The organism is Ensifer sp. LBL (assembly GCF_050435225.1).
Lineage (GTDB): Bacteria > Pseudomonadota > Alphaproteobacteria > Rhizobiales > Rhizobiaceae > Ensifer.
In genome coordinates this window covers 184423-204141 of record NZ_JBNDJY010000008.1, presented here as the reverse complement: position 1 = coordinate 204141, position 19719 = coordinate 184423, and the positions used below count along the sequence as shown (strand labels likewise).

Below are 19719 nucleotides of genomic sequence, written 5' to 3'. Positions count from 1 at the left end.
CAGCGAGGCCCTGGCGCACCGATAACCCGACCGGACGACCGGGTCATGCATTCATTCACACGATCAGGAACGGCTCCTTGAAGAAATGTTCCTCCAGATTGACGCCTTCGCCACCGCGATCGACCACCGCGAAATCCGAGACGTCATCAAGCGGTGTCAGGATGCCGTGCCAGACATTGCGGGCGATGTTGACGCCCTGGCCCGGGGTGGTCTTGAAGGCGATCGGTTCACTCGGGCCTTCGTCGGTTTCCCGGGAGACGACGATCAGAAACGGATTGTCGCTCAAGGGGATGAAGGCCTGGCTGCCGAGCGGATGGCGCTCGACCATGGTGAGTTTCAGCGGCAGCGGATAGGGTACGCCGCGCACCAGACTGATCATCGGCCGGGCCTTTTCGCCTGTCGTATCGATCTTGGCGAGGTCGTGGTAGCGGGTTGCATTGCCGCCGTTGATGGGGAAGTTGTTGGCATTCTCCGTTTCGATCACGTCGCCGAAAGGCGCGAAGGCCTCCCGGGTCAACGGCTGTATGACGATCTCCTTCATGTGACGCTCCTCCGTCCAATGTTGATCGGTTGCATGGAAGTTCGATCGTTTCACCTCCTCGGCGAAACGATCTAGATGCCGGCTTTCGCAATACGCCCGAAGACACGCAGCCGGCTGACGCCGCCGTCGGGGAAGATGTTGAAGCGCACGTGGGTTACCGGCCCAACGGCCGCGAGCGCGCTTGCTTCAAAGGTGTGGATGCTGTTGGCGGATAGCTTCTGCGACGGCAGAACCTCGCGCCAGAACATCGACGATGCGGTGACGGATGCAGCCACTTCGCAAGCCGCCGCTCCGAGGTCTGCCGCCTGCAGCGAACAGGTGTCCGGGTAGTTTCCCTTGAAGTGCGCGGTGTCGACCACGACGCGTTCGATCTCACCGCGAGCGGCCAGCTTCACCACGATCCAGTCGTTGCCGGGCTCGCGCCGCCGGCGGGTCTCCCAGCCATCGCCCATGTTGACGCCACGTCCGGGCGCAAGCAGGCGCTGATGGCCGTAATGCCCATTGGAGTAGGCGATGATGCGCCCGCCGAGCAAGGATGAGGCCAGGTCGACCACCGTGTCGCCGATCGCTGCCCGGTCAAGTGCCGGCGCCCCGTAAACCCGAAGGCGGGCGACGCCGCCGTCGGGATAGATGCGCAGGCGCACATGGCTCCAGATGGAATCCGACCGCGCTTCGAAGTGATGCGGCGCACTCGGGCCGAGCGGCCGAGGGCAGACCAGTTCCGTCCAGATCGTCCGATCGTCCGGGCCATCGGGTGCCAGACAAGCGTCGATGGCACAGGCGCTCGGGTAGTTGCCGGTGAAATGGGCGGTATCGACCTCGAAGCCCCGGATACGGCCGTTCGTCGCCAGTGCCACGATGGCGTGGTCGTTGCCGGGGCCGCGGCGTCGCCGGGTCTCCCAGCCGTCCATCCACTTGCCGTTCTCGTCATAGACACCGGGATGATAGACCGGCGGCGCATCCTGCAGCATGCGCTCGAGCGGCGCGAAGAACTCGTCGGTTGCGAAGACCGGCCGTGCGCCGAGACCGGCGGAGGCAAGGTTGATCGCGTTCAGCGCGAATTCGGGCGGGCTCACGCCGTCGGTCGTCATCACGAGGCCCTCAGCTCGGGAGCATGCCCTTGAGGCGCAGATAGGCGATGCGCTCCACCTGCCTGCACGCCGTCTCGAACTCCGTGTCGCGATCGTTGCCGATCCGGCTTTCGAAGGCTGCGAGGATTTCGTCTTTGCTGCGTCCCTTGACCGCCATGATGAACGGGAACTTGAACTTGTCGACATAGGCAGCGTTGAGCGTGGTGAAGCGCTCGCGCTCGGCATCGGTCAGCGCGTCGAGGCCGGCACCGGCCTGCTCGTTGGTCGAGCTTTCTGTCAGGCGCTTGGCCTGCGCCAGCTTGCCGGCGAGATCCGGGTGGGCGATGAGGACGGCAAGCCGTTCTTCGGCCGAAGCTTCGCGGAAGACTGCGGAAAGGGCGGCGGCAAGGCCGATCGCCGTGTCATTGGCCGGCGAAAGTTCGCCCTGGAAGGCGCGCTTTGCGATCCACTTGGAATGTTCGAAGACGCCGCCGAACTTGGCGACGAAGGCCTCCTCGCCAAGCCGCGACGGGCGATCGTCCCAGGCCTTGTACGGGTAGTTCTCGGCCCAGTGACGGGCGATGTCGACGCGTTTGGCGAGCCAGACCTTCTCGTGACCCTGCACGTAATCGAGGAAGCGGGCGAGTGCCGCGGCGCGGCCGGGCCGGCCGACGAGGCGGCAGTGGAGCCCGATGCTCAGCATCTTCGGCGCGCCGGCGGTGCCTTCGGCGTAGAGCACGTCGAAGCTGTCCTTGAGGTAGCTGAAGAACTGGTCGCCGCTGTTGAAGCCCTGCGGCGTCGCAAAGCGCATGTCATTGCTGTCGAGCGTATAGGGGATCACCAGCTGATGGCGCCCCGCATGCTCGTGCCAATAAGGCAGGTCGTCGGCATAGGCGTCGGAGACATAGTCGAAACCGCCGGCCTCGGTCACGAGGTCGAGCGTGTTGTCGGAACAGCGCCCCGTGTACCAGCCGCGCGGGCGCTCGCCGGTGACGATCGTGTGCAGCCGGATCGCCTCGGCGATCTCCTGACGTTCGCGCTCCGGCGAGAAGTCCTTGTGCTCGATCCATTTCAGGCCGTGCGAGGCGATTTCCCAGCCAGCGTCCTGCATGGCGGCGACCTGTTCGGGCGAGCGCTTCAGGGCCGTGGCAACACCATAAACGGTGGCCGGCACGCCGCGCTCGGTGAACATGCGGTGCAGACGCCAGAAGCCGGCGCGCGCGCCATACTCATAGATCGATTCCATGTTCCAATGGCGCTGGCCCTGCCATGCCTGCGCACCGACGATTTCCGACAGGAATGCTTCGGAGGCCGCGTCGCCATGCAGCACGCAGTTCTCGCCGCCTTCCTCGTAATTGATGACGAATTGCACGGCGATCCGCGCGCCGTCGGGCCATGTGATTTTGAAGTTCGGGCCGTGGCCGTGAAGATCGCGGGGGTATCTCATGAAAGCAGCTCCTCCAGACATTTTCGTCTCTGCATCCAATTTCTAGCGGCATTTGTTTCGAGCCATTCCCCCCAAAAAATTTGAAAGTCTCGAATGATCCGGTCGCTACCAAGCGGGTGGGAATGCCGGAATACTGCGAGGTGGAAAGCTGACTTCGGGAGGAGCGAAAACTATGCAATCTCAGGGTGGAAACGCCGGCCGTTTGACGACGCACGTGCTGGATACGGCCAGCGGCAAACCGGCCGAAGGGCTGCGCATCGAGCTCTACCGGGTCGAGGGCGATCGCCAGACGCATATCAAGTCCGTCAAGACCAATGACGACGGCCGCTGTGACGAGCCGCTCTTGAGCGGCGAGCGCATGCAGACCGGCACCTACGAGCTGCAGTTCCATGCAGGCGATTATCTCGGCGGAGCAGCCAAGCGCGGCGAAAACCCGTTCCTCGACGTGATCCCCATCCGCTTCGGCATCGATAACCAGGGCGCGCACTACCACGTGCCGCTGCTTCTTTCGCCCTATGGCTACTCCACCTACCGCGGGAGCTGAACAATGACGATCCAGATCCGCAACACGATCCGATTCATCCTGAACCATCGGCTGGTCGAACTCTCGGATGTTTCGCCGGTTCAGACCCTGCTCGATTTTCTGCGCATCGACCGCAATCTGAAGGGCACGAAAGAAGGCTGCGCCGAAGGCGACTGTGGCGCCTGCACGGTGCTTGTCGGCCGTTTGCTCGACGGCAAGCTCAAGTATGAATCCGTCAATGCCTGCATCCGTTTCGTAGGCTCGCTTGATGGCTGTCACATCGTGACGGTGGACAGTCTGGCGCAACCCGCCGGTCCGCTGCATCCGGTGCAGCAGGCAATGGTCGATACCCACGCCTCGCAGTGCGGCTTCTGCACCCCGGGCTTCGTGATGTCGCTCTATGGCCTCTGGATGGAGAACCCGAAACCGTCGATCGCCGAAATCGAAAAGGCGCTGCAGGGTAACCTTTGTCGCTGCACCGGCTATGCCGCGATCATCCGCGCCGCCGAGGCGATCTCGACGATTGGCGACGTCGGCAGGGACCCGCTCGTGGCCGAGCGCGACCGGATTGCCGGCGAACTGGCCGCCCTTCAGGATGGCCGCCGGGTGGAAATCGGCTCGGAGACGGAACGTTTCATCCTTCCTGGCTCGGTCGACGATTTCGCCGCCGTGCTCGAAGCCAACCCGAAGGCGACGATCGTCGCCGGTTCGACCGATGTCGGGTTGTGGGTGACGAAATTCATGCGCGACATCTCGCCGGTCATCCACCTGACGCATCTCGAAGAATTGCGCCGCATCACGGTCGATGCCGATGGCGTGACGCTCGGCGCCGGCGTGAGCTACGCCGAAGCCTACCCCGTTATCGTCGAGCACTTCCCTGAACTGACCGAGCTTTGGGATCGCATCGGCGGTCAGCAGGTCCGCAATATGGGTACCGTGGGCGGCAATATTGCCAACGGCTCGCCGATCGGCGACACCCCGCCGGCGCTGATCGCGCTTGGCGCCTCGATCACGCTGCGCAAGGGCGATCGCCGCCGCACGGTGGTGCTCGAGGACTTCTTCATCGCTTATGGCAAGCAGGATCGCGAGCCGGGCGAGTTCGTCGAAAGCGTGCGCATTCCGTTCGTCTCCGACAATGCCCGTGTTGCCGTCTACAAGGTGACGAAGCGTCTGGATGAAGACATCACCGCCGTCTGCGGCGGCTTCAACATTGCCTTCGACGCGGGTCGGGTCACCGACGCCATCATCGCCTTCGGTGGCATGGCCGCGACGCCGAAGCGCGCCGCCCATGTCGAGGCGGTGCTCAAGGGTGCCGAGTGGAACGAGGAGACGATCGAGCGCGCTGTCGCGGTCTTCGCTCAGGACTTCACGCCGCTCACCGACTGGCGCGCCTCGGCGGAATACCGCCAGCTGGTGGCGAAGAACCTGCTTCGCCGCTTCTATCTCGAAACGCAGTCGAGCGGCGGCCAACTCCGTCTCGACCGCACCATTGCTGTCGCGGTTTAAGGGAGGAAGCCATGAACGTGATGCAGCCCATCGACCGCATCCGCGGTGGCGTACACGAAAAGGAACGGCATGAGTCCGGCCATAAGCACGTGTCGGGAACGGCCGAATATATCGACGATATTCCGGAGCCCCAGGGCACGCTGCATGGCTATCTCGGCCTGTCGCAGCGGGCGCATGCCGATATCCTGTCGATCGACTTCGAGGCCGTGAACGCCAGCGAAGGCGTGATCGGCGTCCTGACTGCGGCCGACATTCCCGGCGAGAACGACATCAGCCCGGCGCACAAGCATGACGAGCCGATCTTCGTCACCGACAAGGTGGAGTTCCACGGCCAGCCGATCTTCGCAGTCGTCGCGACCTCACGCGAGGCTGCCCGGCGCGCAGCGGCCAAGGTCAAGATCGAGTATCGCGACCTGCCGCATGTGACCGACGTGCTCGAAGCGGCAGCGGCGAACTATCCGCTGGTCATCGATCCCTTGAAGCTGGAGCGGGGTGATATCGACGCTGGCTTTGCCAAGTCGAAGAACATTCTCGAAGGCGAGATGCGCATCGGCGGCCAGGATCACTTTTACCTGGAAGGCCAGATCTCGTTTGCCATTCCCGGCGAGGACGATGAGGTGCTCGTCTATTCCTCGACCCAGCATCCGGCCGAAACGCAGCACATGGTTGCGACCGTGCTCGGCGTGCCGTCGAACGCAGTCACCGTCAACGTGCGCCGCATGGGCGGCGGTTTCGGCGGCAAGGAAACGCAGGCCAACATCTTCGCGGCCGTGGCCGCGGTCGCTGCCAAGAAATACCGCTGCCCGGTCAAGGTTCGGCCCGATCGCGACGACGACATGAGCGCGACCGGCAAGCGTCATGACTTCCACGTGGACTACAAGCTCGGCTTCGACGACGAAGGTCGCATCGAGGCGGTGGACGCCGTCTTTTCGGCCCGCTGCGGTTACTCGGCCGATCTGTCCGGCCCGGTCACCGACCGCGCGCTGTTCCATGCTGACAATTGCTACTTCTATCCGAACGTCCGCCTGCGTTCGCGCCCGCTGAAGACCAACACCGTTTCCAACACCGCGTTCCGCGGTTTCGGCGGCCCTCAAGGGATGGTCGGCGGCGAACGCATGATCGAGGACATCGCCTATGCCGTCGGCAAGGACCCGCTCGAAATTCGCAAGCTGAACTTCTACGGCGGCGAGGGGCGCAATCTAACGCCCTACCACCAGACGGTGGAAGACAACATCATTGGGCGGATCATCGAGGAACTGGAAACCTCGGCCGATTATGCCAAGCGTCGCGAAGCGGTGATCGCGTTCAACCGCGAGAACAACGTGGTCAAGCGCGGCATCGCGCTGACGCCGGTGAAGTTCGGCATCTCCTTCACCAAGACGGAGTACAACCAGGCCGGCGCGCTCGTGCATGTCTATACGGATGGCTCTATCCATCTGAACCATGGCGGCACCGAGATGGGGCAGGGGCTCTACACCAAGGTCGCCCAGGTGGTGGCCGACGAGTTCCAGGTCGATCTCGACCGGATCAAGGTGACGGCGACGACGACAGGTAAGGTGCCGAACACGTCGGCAACCGCGGCGTCGTCCGGTTCCGATCTCAACGGCATGGCCGCGGCCAACGCCGCCCAGCAGATCAAGGAGCGGTTGGTCAAGTTCGCAGCCGATCGCTGGAACGTCGCCGAGGCCGATGTCGCCTTCGAACCGAACGTGGTGCGGATCGGTGCCGAGCGCCTGAGCTTCAACGAGTTCATCAAGATCGCCTATGGCGCCCGCATCCAGCTTTCGGCCGCCGGCTTCTACAAGACGCCGAAGATCCACTGGAACCGCGCCGAAGGCCGGGGCCGGCCGTTCTTCTACTACGCCTACGGCGCTTCGTGCTCCGAGGTCAGCGTCGATACGCTGACCGGAGAATACCAGGTGGATCGCACCGATATCCTGCACGATGTCGGCCGCTCGCTGAACCCGGCCCTCGACCACGGACAGGTCGAAGGCGCCTTCGTCCAGGGCATGGGCTGGCTGACGACGGAAGAGCTCTGGTGGGATGCGAAGGGCCGTCTGCGCACGCACGCTCCCTCGACCTACAAGATCCCGTTGGCTTCAGATCGGCCGCGCGTGTTCAACACCCGGCTTGCCGAGTGGTCGGTCAACCGCGAAGAGACGATCCGCCGTTCGAAGGCGGTCGGCGAACCGCCCTTCATGCTCGGCATCTCCGTGCTGGAAGCCTTGTCGATGGCGGCCGCGAGCGTTGCGGAGTATCGTATAGCGCCGCGCCTCGACGCGCCGGCAACGCCGGAACGGGTGTTGATGGCGATCGAGCGGCTGCGGGCGGCTGCACGGCAGAAAGGGTAACAGGGGCTAATTGTCATGGTGGCGAGCCGCGAGGATATCAGGGATTTTCTCAGACGCGAGCGCGACTGCGTTCTCGTCGAGGTGACCGGTGCAGCGGGGTCCACACCGCGCGACACCGACGCCTGGATGCTCGTCGCGCCTGAGAGCCTGTTCGGCACGATCGGCGGCGGACAGCTCGAATACATGGCGATTGATCATGGCCGGCGGGCGCTGAAGCGTGGCGACGCGCCGGAGGCGATGACGATCCCGCTCGGACCGGAGATCGGCCAGTGTTGCGGCGGGCGCGTGGCGCTTGCCTTCACACGCATCGATCGGGAGAGAGCAGCCATGCTGATTGAACGTAGCGACCTGGAAATCGCCAGCCGCCCGCATGTCTATGTCTTCGGCGCCGGCCATGTCGGCGATGCCTTGACGATGGCGCTCTCTCTGGTGCCGGTGCGCACCGTTCTCGTCGATACCCGCGAGAACGAGCTTTCGGCCGTTGCCGACATTCCCGGCATCGAGACCTGCCTGACGGCGATGCCGGAGGCGGTGGTGCGCGACGCGCCTCCCGGCAGCGCCTTCGTCATCCTCACCCATGACCATGCGCTCGATTTCCTGATCGCTGCGGAAGCGCTTCGCCGCGACGATGCCTCCTATGTCGGCATGATCGGCTCGAAGACGAAGCGCTCGACCTTCAAGAACTGGCTGTCGCGCGAGATCGGTCGCCCGGATCTCTTCGATAGGCTCGTCTGCCCGATCGGCGGCACGACGGTGAAAGACAAGCGGCCGGCGGTGATTGCCGCGCTTGCCGCCGCTGAAGTGATGGCGGCGGCGCTGAATTTCCGACAGCCTGCGCAAGCGGACATCTCGCGCCGGCCGGCTGCCGCCAAGCTGGCTCGTTAGCAATTCCGCCCGTCAGCGCAGTGCCGCTTCGCTGTTGTGTGCACCGTTGAGGTGGAGCGCAAAGCCGTTGCTGCGCGGGTCGCCGACCTCCGGTCGGAGTTCAAGGGTCGGGATTGCATAGTCCCCGCCGTTCTGGCGGCGATAGGGAATGGGTGCGGTCGTTCCAAGCGTGTGCATCCTCTGCCGTAGACGCTCGGCCGTCGCTTCGAAACCGACCTCGTCCAGACTATCGACGCGGTAGGCGACGAACGGCGGAAGCACGTCGTAACCGGGATAGAACAGGATCCCGTGGTTGATCGGGAAGAGCAGGTCGTCGATCGGCCCGTTGACCCCGCGCTGTGAGTAATGCTCCTCCCAGCCACCCGTCGTCACGACAAGCATGGCGCGTTTTCCCGCCAGCGTGCCCTCGCCGAAGCGCTTGCCCCAGTACTTGTCGCTGTGCTCGCCGACGCCATAGGCAAAACCATAGGCATAGACGCGGTCGACCCAGCCTTTCAGGATCGCCGGCATGGAATACCACCACAGCGGAAACTGCAGGATCAGGGCATCGGCCCAGAGCAGCTTTTCCTGCTCGGCCTTGACGTCGGCGGTGAGTGTGTCTGCGGCAAAGGCCTCCTTCGACGCGCGGCTCGGCTTGAAACGGGCGTCCGGGTCAAGGGCCGGAAAGTCGGCGCGATCAATTTCGGACTTCCATCCCTCGGCATAGAGATCGGTGATACGAACCTCATGGCCTTGGGCCTCAAGGGCGCTGACGGCGACATCGCGCAGCGCGCCATTGAGCGAGCGCGGTTCCGGATGAGCATAAACAATCAGAACTTTCATGGTCGGTCTTCCCTGGTCTCATCAACTGAGACTCTAGGTAGACCGCTGAGTGCCTATGCGGTAGATATTCGAAATGCATAGGATTGTGCCGTAAAATGGATAAATCTGACGTTACGCTCGAACGCATGCGAACCTTTGTGCGCGTCGCCGAGCGGGGCAGCCTTTCGGCCGTTGCCCGTGAGCTCGGCATCGGCCAGTCGACGGTGACGCGGCAGTTGCGGGAGCTTGAGGAAGCGGTCGGCGTGCCGCTCATCAGCCGCACCACCCGTCGCGTCACGTTGACCGACGAAGGCAGCCGCTACTATGCCGACAGCATCCAGATCCTGCGGCTCGTCGAGCAAGCCGGCGACGAAGCGCGCGGCGCCCGTGGTGCGGCTGCCGGTACCATTCGTGTGTCCTGTACGTCGGCATTCGGGGTGCTGCACGTCAGCCGGCTGATCTTTGCCTTCCAGGACAGGCATCCCGACATTGGCGTCGATCTGAGCCTGACCGACGAGCGCATCGACCTCGTGCGGGAAGGCATAGATGTCGCGCTGCGTCTTGGACCGCTCAGCGACAGTTCGATGAAGCTACGGCCGCTTGGGCAAAGCCGGCGTCTGCTTGTGGCAGCCCCGGCATACCTGGCCGCGCGTGGATTTCCGCGCGCTCCAAGCGACCTCTCGGCGCATGAGGGGATCCGCATGTCGAACATCGCCGGCAGTGACAGGCTCAACTTCGAAGCCGCGGACGGGCGGCATCTGTCCGTCCCCTTCGGTGGGCGTCTTCGCGTCGACCACGGGCTGGCCGCCCGGGAGGCTCTCGTCGCCGGCCGGGGCATCGCGCCTGCCCATCGATGGCTCGTTGACGATCTGATTAAAGCCGGCCTGTTGGTGCCGCTACTTTCGGATTTTGCGCTGCCTTCGGTGCCGCTCAGCCTGCTGATCGTGCCGGAACGCTCTGGCATCGCCCGCGTTCGTCTGTTGGTTGATTTCTTGGTCGAGGCGATCGGCAGCCTTCCCGGGATCGAGAGGTCCGGAGCCTAGCTGCTTCGCCCTCGCCTTTTCCCGACGACCTGATCCATAATCCGAACGGATCGGTCGTATGACCCGTGCGCCGTAAGCCATACCACAAATGTGTCGCTTACGCTTTGCTTCCGGATCTGCCTATCATCAGCAGTTTCTAAAATAAGGTTGACGCTGAGGTCGACCTTAGGGGAAGTAACGCGTCCAGGATTTTCTTTAGTGCTTTTCAGACAGATCGCGTTTTACGCAATTGCACAGAGACGGGGACGCATCAGATCGGGAGACGACTATGAAGAAACTGACGCGTGCTCTGCTCTTGTCCACGGCCTTCGCGGTGCTGACGCACTATAGCGCGCCGTTCATGATCGGTGTTGCCCACGCCGATGGGGGTAGCACCAGTGGTGAAGGCAGCACGGGCGGCACCGGTGGCGACGGCGGGACTGGGGGAACCGGTGGAACCGGGGGCGATGGTGGTACGGGCGGCGATGGCGGTACGGGTGGTACCGGCGGTGACGGCGGAACAGGGGGCGATGGCGGCACGGGCGGCACCGGTGGTGATGGCGGGACCGGTGGCGATGGTGGCGGCACAGGCGGCGATGGCGGTGGCACCGGCGGCGACGGTGGCGGTACCGGTGGCGACGGTGGTGGCACTGGTGGTGACGGTGGTGGCACTGGTGGTGACGGTGGTGGCACTGGTGGTGACGGTGGTGGCACCGGCGGAGATGGCGGCGGCACCGGCGGTGATGGTGGCGGTACGGGCGGTGACGGCGGCGGTACCGGTGGCGATGGCGGCGGAACCGGTGGTGACGGAGGCGGGGGCGGTAAGACCAAGCACGCCAACAACGGCTTCGGCAACGGCGGCGGTGACGGCGTTCCCGGCAAGTCGAAGCACAGCGACGTGAAACGCTGATCCCTGGAAAATATCGAAGGCGCGCCGCATCGGCGCGCCCTCTTTGTTATTTTGCGAACCGCATGGGACCACGCCCCGGGCGAACGAACCGGCCCCCACCGGGCGGAGTGGCTGGTAGCCTATAGCGATGCTTAGGCCGTCCCGCCCTGTTCCGAACCTCAAGCCGACGGAGGCGGAACGGGAATGGTCAGGCCAGCATTCCGTTGATGAGGCGCTGACAGCGCTCGGCCATGTAATCGATCATTAGCCGCACTTTCGGGTCCTGGAAACGCTTGTGCGGATAGATCGCCGCAAGCTGCACGCTGAGCGGCGGTGTTTCGGTGAGGATCGGCACCAATGCACCGGAATTGATGTGGGCCTTCACCTCGAAGAGCGGCTTGTTGATGATGCCGCGTCCGTCGAGCGCCCATTGGGTGAGCACGTCGCCATCGTCGGAATCATAGGGGCCGGTGACTTCGAGCTTGCGCACGCCTTCCATCGTCTGGAGCGTCCAGAAATACTCCTTCGAACCGGGATATCTGAGCAGCAGACAGTCGTGCTTGTCGGCGATGAGTGCGTCGGGCGTCTGGGGAATGCCCCGCTTCTCGAAATAGGCCGGTGCCCCGCAGACAACGCGCTCGCAATTCATGATGCCGCGCATGCGCAGGTTCGAATCTTCGAGGATGCCGAGCTTGAAGGCGACGTCGACGCCTTCAGACAGGATATCGACATTGTGGTCCGACAGGCGAAGCCGCACTTCGATGTCGGGATACTTGTCGTGAAACTCCGGAATGCCCGACGCAATCAGGCGCCGACCTATCCCCAAGGGAGCGGTAATCTTGAGCGCCCCCTTTGGATTGTGCGAGAGATCGGCGATCGCGTTTTCCGCTTCGTTGACCGCTTCGAGGATCTTCACCGCGCCATCGTAAAAGACGCGGCCGTGCTCCGTCGCAGTCAGCTTGCGCGTCGTCCGATTGAACAGGCGAACGCCCATGTGGCGTTCCAACTCTTTGATTCTATTGCTTGCAACCGCCGGCGTCACGCGCTGGTCGCGACCGGCCGCCGACAGGGTTCCAAGCTCTACGACGCGTACGAAGACGCGCACATTGTCCAGATAAGACATGCCTTCGTCCCACTCCTCCAGGCTCTCTCTAGCCTATCCATTCCGTCGCTATTTTATAGATTTTTTTGAAAGTGTTGGTGAAGCAGCGACGTTCCCGCGACCTCCAGCAATGACACATAATGGCGAGAGGAGAAATGGGAGAATTTCATGTACGACTATGCCATCGCCTGGGATTGGCTGACCTTTGCCGTGAGATGGCTGCACGTCATCACCGCCATTGCATGGATCGGTTCGTCCTTTTACTTCGTCGCCCTTGACCTCGGTCTGAAGAAACATCCCGGCCTGCCCGTCGGCGCCTATGGCGAAGAGTGGCAGGTGCACGGTGGTGGCTTCTACCACATCCAGAAATACCTGGTTGCGCCGGCCAACATGCCCGAGCACCTGATCTGGTTCAAATGGGAGTCCTACGTCGCCTGGCTCTCCGGCTTCGGCATGCTCTGCCTGGTCTATTATGCAGGCGCCGACCTCTACCTGATCGATCCGAACGTGCTCGATGTCTCGAAGCCGGTGGCAATCGCCATTTCGCTTGCCTCGATCGCCTTTGGCTGGCTCGCCTATGACACCATCTGCAAGTCGCCACTCGGCCGTGACAACACGCGACTGATGGTGCTGCTCTACTTCATCCTGGTCGCGATGGCCTGGGGCTACACGCAGCTCTTCACCGGCCGCGCCGCCTTCCTGCATCTCGGTGCGTTCACCGCAACGATCATGTCGGCCAACGTGTTCTTCATCATCATCCCGAACCAGAAGGTGGTCGTCGGCGACCTGATCGCCGGGCGCACGCCCGACGCCAAGTACGGTGTGATCGCCAAGCAGCGCTCGACCCACAACAACTACCTGACGCTTCCGGTTCTGTTCCTGATGCTGTCGAACCACTACCCGCTGGCCTTCGGTACCCAGTACAACTGGATCATCGCCTCGCTGGTCTTCCTGATGGGCGTCACCATACGCCACTATTTCAACACTCGCCACGCCAACAAGGGCAACCCGACCTGGACCTGGCTCGTGACCGCACTTCTCTTCGTTGCGATCATGTGGCTTTCGACCGTGCCGAAGATTCTCTCGGGCGGCGATGAGACAAAGATTTCCGCCGCGCAGCAGCCGTTCGTGACGGCGGAAGCCTTCCCGAAGGTGCGCGACACGGTGCTTGGCCGCTGTTCCATGTGTCATGCCAAGGAGCCCGGCTGGGAGGGCATGATCGTTCCGCCGAAGGGCGTGACGCTCGAGACCGATGCCGAGATCGCCAATCACGCGCGTGAAATCTACCTGCAGGCCGGCCGCAGCCACGCGATGCCGCCCGCCAACGTGACCGCCGTGTCGGACGAAGAGCGGCAGCTGCTCGTCGCTTGGTACGAGTCTGTCGTGAATGGAGGAAAGACTCAATGACCGATCTCTTGATCCGCGGCCGCGTGCTCACCTTCGTCGAGGAACCGAAGGGCATCGACGACACCGCCTCCTATCGCTATTTCGAAGACGGTGCCGTGCTGGTGCGCGGCGGCAAGGTCGCCGATATCGGCGAACATGCCGAGGTCGCCCGCCGTGCCGGCGCCGGCGTCAAGGTCGCCGACCATCGCCCCCATCTGGTGCTGCCCGGCCTGATCGACACGCACCTGCATTTCCCGCAGACGCAGGCGATCGCCTCCTATGGCGCCCAGCTTCTCGAATGGCTGAACACCTACATCTTCGTCGAGGAGCAGAAGTTCCGCAAACCGGAGCATGCGGACTTCATCGCAGGCCGCTTCATGGACGAGCTTCTTGCAAATGGCACCACCACGGCGGCGGCCTACTGCTCGGTGCATCCGGAAAGTGTAGACGCCTATTTCGGTGCTGCCGAGGCGCGTGGCATGCTGATGATCGGCGGCAAGGTGATGATGGACCGCAACGCGCCCGACGCGCTGCGCGACACGGCGCAGCAGGGCTATGACGAGACGAAGGCGCTGATTGCCAAGTGGCATGGCCGTGGCCGCGCGCACTACGCCATCAGCCCGCGCTTCGCCATCACCTCGACGCCGGAGCAGATGGAGGCGAGCCGCACGCTCGTTGCCGAGCATCCCCAGTGCTACGTGCAGACGCATCTCTCTGAGAACAGAGACGAAATCGCCTTCGCCACCTCGCTCTATCCGGAGGCGAAGGACTATACCGACATCTACGCGCGCTACGATCTGCTGACGCGCAAGACCCTGCTCGGTCACTGCATCTATCTGAGCGATCGCGAGATCTCGGTGCTGGCCGAAACCGGTGCCGTCGGCAATTTCTGCCCGACCTCGAACCTGTTCCTCGGCTCGGGCCTCTTCGACCGCGATCGTTTCGACAAGCTCGGCGCCCGCTGGTCGGTCGCAACCGACGTCGGCGCCGGCACCAGCTTCTCGATGCTTGAAACGATGGACGAGGCTTACAAGGTGCTGCACCTGCAGGGACAGCGGCTGACGCCGTTCAACTCCTTCTACCGCATGACGCTCGGCAACGCCCGGGCGCTCGACCTCGATGACCGTATCGGCTCGCTGCATGTCGGCGCCGATGCCGACATCGTCGTGCTCGACAGCCGCGCCAAGCCGTCGATGGACTTGCGCATGCGGGTTGCCGGTTCGCTTGTCGAGGAACTCTTCATCCTGCAAACGATGGGTGACGACCGTTGTGTCGCCGAGACCTATGTCGCCGGAAAGGCGATGAAGGGAACGGCACGCGCTTCGAAGGATGCAGCCACGACCACGGCAAAGAGCCTCGAAACCGCCTAAGGCGCATTCGCCCTTACTGCAGGGCTCGCCAGCATAGCTTACTAGAACGCCGCGTGTCCGGATTGGACGCGCGGCGTTTCTGTTGGTCGGGGATTAAAGCTCTTCCGGTCGCTTGCCGCCCATCGCCTTGGTCAGTGCATCGGCGCGTTCGCGAACGATGGGGCCGAAGGTCGAGAGCTTCTGGTCGCTCACGCGGACCGACGGACCGGAGATGGATATGCCGGCGATCGTTTCGCCATATTCGTTGAAGATCGGAGCGGCGACGCAGCGCATGCCGAGCGTGTGCTCCTCGTCGTCGACCGACCAGCCGCGGTGGCGGATCTCCTGGATATCCTTCAAGAGCGCCGGCAGCGTATCGCGCGTCTTGTCGGTGAAATGGGCAAGCTCGCGACCGTGGAGCAGTTGGGCGATGTCCTTGTCGGACCAGGTGGACAGGATCGCCTTGCCGATGCCGGAGGCATGCACCGGACCGCGACGGCCCGGGCGGAAGAAGGCGCGCATCGGCGCGTGGCTTTCGACCTGCGAGATGAAGACGACGTCGCCGCCCTCCTCGATGCCGATATTCGCCGTCTCGCCGCTCTCTTCCATCAACCCTTTCAGAAATGGCCGGCTGATGGTTCCGAGCTTGCGGAAGCGCAGATAGGCGTTGCCGATCTCGAATGCCTTGAGGCCGACCGTCCAGGCGCCCGTATCCGGGTCGTTCATCACCATGCCGTGGCCGGAAAGCGTCGTCAGCAGGCGGTGAACCGTGGACGGCGCCATGCCCGTCTCGTCGGCGAGCTGCGTCAAGGTCGAGCCGTCGCCTTCAGCCACAACCGTCAGCAGAGCGAGGCTGCGGTCCAGCACCTGGACGGATGAAGGAGCGGCATTCTCACCCGCCTTGCGCCCGCGTTTTCCCCTGCCGTTGCCGTCCATCGAAACCTCTCTGCAAATCACATCTCTGCCCATCATCCTCTATCAGGCCCCGCTGCGATTTTCTCCGAATTGTTGAAAATCTTTATTTCCACATGATGGAAATGAATTCCATTTGTGTGTTGCGCATCGAGAATTATGGATTATGTTTTCAGGAAATAGGAGGAGTTCCCATGGCAAAGATGCGTGCCGTTGACGCGGCTGTTTACGTTCTGGAGAAGGAAGGCATCGATTGCGCCTTCGGCGTACCGGGTGCCGCCATCAATCCGTTCTACTCGGCGCTGAAGGCGCGCGGTTCGGTTCGCCACATCCTGGCGCGCCACGTCGAAGGCGCTTCCCACATGGCCGAAGGCTATACCCGCGCCAAGCACGGCAATATCGGCGTCTGCATCGGTACGTCGGGCCCGGCCGGCACCGACATGATCACCGGCCTCTATTCGGCCTCGGCGGATTCGATCCCGATCCTTTGCATCACCGGCCAGGCGCCGCGCGCCCGTCTCGACAAGGAAGACTTCCAGGCGGTCGACATCGCCAAGATCGCCGCACCCGTCACCAAGTGGGCGGTCACCGTCATGGAGCCGGCGCTCGTTCCCTTCGTCTTCCAGAAGGCGTTTCACATCATGCGCTCCGGCCGTCCCGGCCCGGTCCTGATCGACCTGCCGGTCGACGTCCAACTGGCTGAGATCGAGTTCGATCCGGACACGTACCAGCCGCTCGAAGCCTACAAGCCCAAGGCGACGCGCGCCCAGGCAGAGAAGGCGATCGCGATGCTGAACGAAGCGGAGCGTCCGCTGATCGTTGCTGGCGGCGGCATCATCAACGCCGACGCCTCCGATCTCCTGACCGAATTCGCCGAAATCACCGGTATCCCGGTCATCCCGACGCTGATGGGCTGGGGCACGATCCCGGACGACCATCCGCTGATGGCCGGCATGTGCGGCCTGCAGACTTCGCATCGCTACGGCAACGCCAACATGCTCGCCTCCGACTTCGTTCTCGGCGTCGGCAACCGCTGGGCGAACCGCCACACCGGCAACGTCCCGACCTATACGGAAGGCCGCAAGTTCGTTCACGTCGATATCGAGCCGACCCAGATCGGCCGCGTCTTCGCACCTGATTTCGGGATTGTCTCGGATGCCGGCGCTGCGCTGAAGCTCTTTCTCGACGTTGCGACCGAATGGAAGACGGCCGGCAAGCTGCGCGACTGGTCCGGCTGGGCCGAAGAGTGCCGCGAGCGCAAGCGTACCATGCTGCGCAAGACGCATTTCGACCAGACGCCGCTCAAGCCCCAACGCGTCTATGAAGAGATGAACAAGGCCTTCGGCCGCGACACCTGCTACGTCTCGACCATCGGTCTCAGCCAGATCGCCGGCGCACAGTTCCTGCACGTCTACAAGCCGCGCAACTGGATCAACTGCGGCCAGGCCGGCCCGCTCGGCTGGACCCTGCCGGCAGCCCTTGGTGTTCGCGCTGCCGATCCGGACCGGACGATCGTCGCGCTCTCGGGCGACTACGACTTCCAGTTCCTGATCGAGGAACTCGCCGTCGGAGCCCAGCACAAGCTGCCTTACCTGCATGTGGTCGTGAACAATTCGTACCTCGGCCTCATCCGCCAGGCACAGCGCGGCCTGAACATGGACTTCGAGGTCAGCCTCGCCTTCGACAACATCAATGCGTCGGGCGATGCGGAGAAGGGCTACGGCGTCGACCACGTCGCGGTTGCCGAAGGTCTCGGCTGCAAGGCGATCCGGGTGCGCAGCCCGAACGAGTTCCAGGAAGCCTTCGACCGCGCCCGTGCCCTGATGGACGAGCACCAGGTTCCCGTCGTCATCGAGTTCATCCTGGAGCGCGTCACCAACATCTCCATGGGCGCCGACATCAATGCCGTCGTCGAGTTCGAGGAACTGGCGCTGCGCGGCGAGGATGTGCCGACCGCGATCACGGCCCTGCTCGACTGAGCCTCGAATAACTGAGGAGATGCGGGCGCTCCGCCGCCCGCATCGCTCACAAGACAAACACAAGGAGGAAACATCGCATGGCGAAGTTCGCTGCGAACCTGACAATGCTGTTCAACGAGGTGCCGTTCCTCGACCGTTTCGCCCTTGCTGCCAAGGCCGGCTTCGAAGGCGTGGAGTATCTGTTTCCCTACGAATTCGAGAAGGTGAGCCTGCGCGCCGAGCTTCAGCGCTACGGCCTGACGCAGGTTCTGCATAACCTGCCGGCTGGCAACTGGGCGAGCGGCGAGCGCGGCATCGCCATCCTGCCGGATCGGGTCGACGAGTTCCGCAAAGGTGTCGCCAGCGCCATCGACTATGCGACGGCACTCGATTGCAAACAGGTCAACTGCCTGGTCGGCATTGCCCCAATCGGCGTCTCCGAGGGGGTGCTTCGCAGCACGCTTGTCGCCAACCTCAAGCTTGCGGCGAGCGAACTGGGCAAGCAGGGCATTCGCCTGCTGATCGAACCGATCAACGACTTCGATATTCCCGGCTTCTACCTCAACACGGTCGAGCAGGCGGCTTCGATCATTGAGGAGGTCGGCAGCGACAACCTGTTCATCCAGTACGACCTCTACCACCAGCAGCGCACGCAGGGCGAGTTGATCGGCACCTACAAGCGTTTTGCCGATCGCATCGTTCACGTGCAACTTGCTGACAATCCGGGCCGCAACGAGCCGGGCACCGGCGAGATCAACTATCCCTTCGTCTTCGACGCGCTTGAAGCAGCCGGCTACGACGGCTGGATCGGCTGCGAATACAAGCCGCGCACCACGACGGCCGAGGGCCTTTCCTGGCTCGGCGCAGAGCGCCAGCGCACCCAATCCGCAGACATCATCAAGATCAGGAGCTAAGCACCATGGCAACAATCGGTTTCATTGGACTGGGTATCATGGGCACGCCGATGGCGCGCCACCTGCAGGATGCCGGCCACACCATCGTCACCTCGAAATTCGTCATTCCGCCGCGCCAGGAGCTGCTCGACAACGGCCTCAAGTTCGTCGAGACGCCGAAGGCGCTCGCCGAAGCGGTCGACACCATCATCCTGATGCTGCCGGATACCCCTGAGGTCAAGGACGTCCTCTTCGGTGAAAACGGCGTAGCCTACGGCCTTTCCAAGGGCAAGCTCGTTATCGACATGAGCTCGATCTCGCCGATCGAGACCAAGGAATTCGCCAAGAAAGTTCGCGAGACCGGTGCCGAATACATCGACGCCCCGGTCTCCGGCGGCGAAGTCGGCGCCAAGAACGCCTCGCTGTCGATCATGGCGGGCGGCGCCCAGGAGAGCTTCGACCGCGCCCTGCCGCTCTTGAAACTGATGGGCAAGAACATCACGCTCGTCGGTGACTGCGGCGACGGCCAGGTGACCAAGGTCGCCAACCAGATCATCGTTGCACTGACGATCGAGGCGGTTTCGGAAGCCCTCGTCTTTGCGTCGAAGGCCGGCGCTGACCCGGCGCGCGTTCGCGAAGCGTTGATGGGCGGCTTTGCCTCCTCGCGTATTCTCGAAGTTCACGGCGAACGCATGATCAAGCGCACCTTCGATCCGGGCTTCCGCATTTCGCTGCACCAGAAGGACCTGAACCTGGCGCTCCAGGGTGCCAAGTCGCTTGGCATCTCGCTGCCGAACACGGCGGCTACTCAGGAACTCTTCAACAACTGCGCCGCCAATGGTGACAGCGGCCTCGACCACTCCGGCCTCGTTCGGGCGCTGGAGCGCATGGCGAACCACCAGGTCGCGTGACACGACCTTGAATGCGCATGACTCGTCCGGCGTCCCATTGTTCCGGACCGGTCATGCGTCCGGGCGGCGGTTGGAGGAACCGCCGCCCGAGACTTTCATTAGGTTCCAACCGTGATTTGAGTTGGGATGACATGTATGGATGGAGCAACGCGACATCCTCCAGGGGGAGACCA

The 19719-nt window shown here is 63.2% G+C and carries 17 protein-coding genes; 11 read left to right on the top strand and 6 right to left on the bottom strand.

The features are described 5' to 3' along the window. Window positions 1-55: 55 nt before the first annotated feature. From OKW20_RS28045 to puuE, 3 genes are all read right to left on the bottom strand, one after another. Window positions 56-541, bottom strand: a complete 486-nt coding sequence (locus tag OKW20_RS28045; protein ID WP_034799348.1) for an ureidoglycolate lyase — start codon at window positions 539-541, stop codon at window positions 56-58. A 71-nt stretch (window positions 542-612) separates the two neighbouring features. Beyond that, a complete protein-coding gene (alc, locus tag OKW20_RS28040) occupies window positions 613-1632 on the bottom strand; it encodes an allantoicase (RefSeq protein ID WP_429177634.1) in 1020 nt (339 codons plus the stop codon). A gap of 10 nt (window positions 1633-1642) precedes the next feature. Next, window positions 1643-3058 carry an allantoinase PuuE gene (gene puuE, locus OKW20_RS28035; RefSeq protein WP_429177460.1) on the bottom strand — a complete coding sequence of 472 codons (1416 nt, stop codon included), beginning with the start codon at window positions 3056-3058 and terminating at the stop codon, window positions 1643-1645. Window positions 3059-3230: 172 nt separating this feature from the next. Between puuE and uraH the strand changes: the two genes are divergently transcribed. Genes uraH through xdhC form a run of 4 tightly spaced genes read left to right on the top strand, consistent with a single transcriptional unit; the run spans window position 3231 to window position 8323 of the window. Beyond that, on the top strand, window positions 3231-3602 hold the full coding sequence (gene uraH / locus OKW20_RS28030; protein WP_104665191.1) for a hydroxyisourate hydrolase: 372 nt from the start codon (window positions 3231-3233) through the stop codon (window positions 3600-3602). A 3-nt stretch (window positions 3603-3605) separates the two neighbouring features. Beyond that, a complete protein-coding gene (gene xdhA, locus OKW20_RS28025) occupies window positions 3606-5087 on the top strand; it encodes a xanthine dehydrogenase small subunit (protein ID WP_429177458.1) in 1482 nt (493 codons plus the stop codon). Window positions 5088-5098: 11 nt separating this feature from the next. Then, window positions 5099-7438 (top strand): xanthine dehydrogenase molybdopterin binding subunit, encoded by a 2340-nt coding sequence (xdhB, locus tag OKW20_RS28020; RefSeq protein WP_429177456.1) that lies wholly within the window; start codon window positions 5099-5101, stop codon window positions 7436-7438. A gap of 18 nt (window positions 7439-7456) precedes the next feature. Then, complete coding sequence (gene xdhC / locus OKW20_RS28015) at window positions 7457-8323, top strand: xanthine dehydrogenase accessory protein XdhC (protein WP_043613907.1); 867 nt, start codon at window positions 7457-7459, stop codon at window positions 8321-8323. A gap of 12 nt (window positions 8324-8335) precedes the next feature. On the opposite strand, the gene OKW20_RS28010 is transcribed toward xdhC, so the two are convergent. Further along, window positions 8336-9145 carry an NAD(P)H-dependent oxidoreductase gene (locus OKW20_RS28010; RefSeq protein WP_429177454.1) on the bottom strand — a complete coding sequence of 270 codons (810 nt, stop codon included), beginning with the start codon at window positions 9143-9145 and terminating at the stop codon, window positions 8336-8338. A gap of 95 nt (window positions 9146-9240) precedes the next feature. Here OKW20_RS28010 and OKW20_RS28005 point away from each other — a divergent pair, with 95 nt between their 5' ends. Both OKW20_RS28005 and OKW20_RS28000 read left to right on the top strand, forming a co-directional pair. Then, window positions 9241-10167 (top strand): LysR family transcriptional regulator, encoded by a 927-nt coding sequence (locus OKW20_RS28005; RefSeq protein ID WP_429177452.1) that lies wholly within the window; start codon window positions 9241-9243, stop codon window positions 10165-10167. 268 nt (window positions 10168-10435) lie between these two features. Then, complete coding sequence (locus tag OKW20_RS28000; protein ID WP_429177450.1) at window positions 10436-11056, top strand: hypothetical protein; 621 nt, start codon at window positions 10436-10438, stop codon at window positions 11054-11056. A gap of 187 nt (window positions 11057-11243) precedes the next feature. Here OKW20_RS28000 and OKW20_RS27995 read toward each other — a convergent pair whose 3' ends face one another. Further along, the gene (locus OKW20_RS27995; RefSeq protein ID WP_429177448.1) at window positions 11244-12158 is read right to left on the bottom strand and encodes a LysR family transcriptional regulator; all 915 of its coding nucleotides are present in this window, start codon (window positions 12156-12158) and stop codon (window positions 11244-11246) included. A gap of 147 nt (window positions 12159-12305) precedes the next feature. Between OKW20_RS27995 and OKW20_RS27990 the strand changes: the two genes are divergently transcribed. Further along, window positions 12306-13544, top strand: a complete 1239-nt coding sequence (locus OKW20_RS27990; RefSeq protein WP_043613579.1) for a urate hydroxylase PuuD — start codon at window positions 12306-12308, stop codon at window positions 13542-13544. Beyond that, complete coding sequence (gene guaD, locus OKW20_RS27985; protein WP_429177446.1) at window positions 13541-14893, top strand: guanine deaminase; 1353 nt, start codon at window positions 13541-13543, stop codon at window positions 14891-14893. Before OKW20_RS27990 ends, guaD begins: the two co-directional genes overlap by 4 nt. A 93-nt stretch (window positions 14894-14986) precedes the next feature. Here guaD and OKW20_RS27980 read toward each other — a convergent pair whose 3' ends face one another. Beyond that, window positions 14987-15808 (bottom strand): IclR family transcriptional regulator, encoded by an 822-nt coding sequence (locus OKW20_RS27980; RefSeq protein ID WP_043613575.1) that lies wholly within the window; start codon window positions 15806-15808, stop codon window positions 14987-14989. A gap of 170 nt (window positions 15809-15978) precedes the next feature. On the opposite strand from OKW20_RS27980, the gene gcl reads away from it, so the two are divergent. The 3 genes from gcl to glxR all read left to right on the top strand — a co-directional run bounded on the left by gcl (window position 15979) and on the right by glxR (window position 19546). Next, a complete protein-coding gene (gene gcl, locus OKW20_RS27975) occupies window positions 15979-17763 on the top strand; it encodes a glyoxylate carboligase (protein ID WP_429116547.1) in 1785 nt (594 codons plus the stop codon). A 77-nt stretch (window positions 17764-17840) separates the two neighbouring features. After that, entirely contained in the window at window positions 17841-18656 is an 816-nt protein-coding gene (gene hyi / locus OKW20_RS27970) for a hydroxypyruvate isomerase (RefSeq protein WP_043613571.1), read from the top strand. Between the two features lie 5 nt (window positions 18657-18661). Further along, a complete protein-coding gene (glxR, locus tag OKW20_RS27965) occupies window positions 18662-19546 on the top strand; it encodes a 2-hydroxy-3-oxopropionate reductase (RefSeq protein ID WP_327495020.1) in 885 nt (294 codons plus the stop codon). Window positions 19547-19719 lie beyond the last annotated feature (173 nt).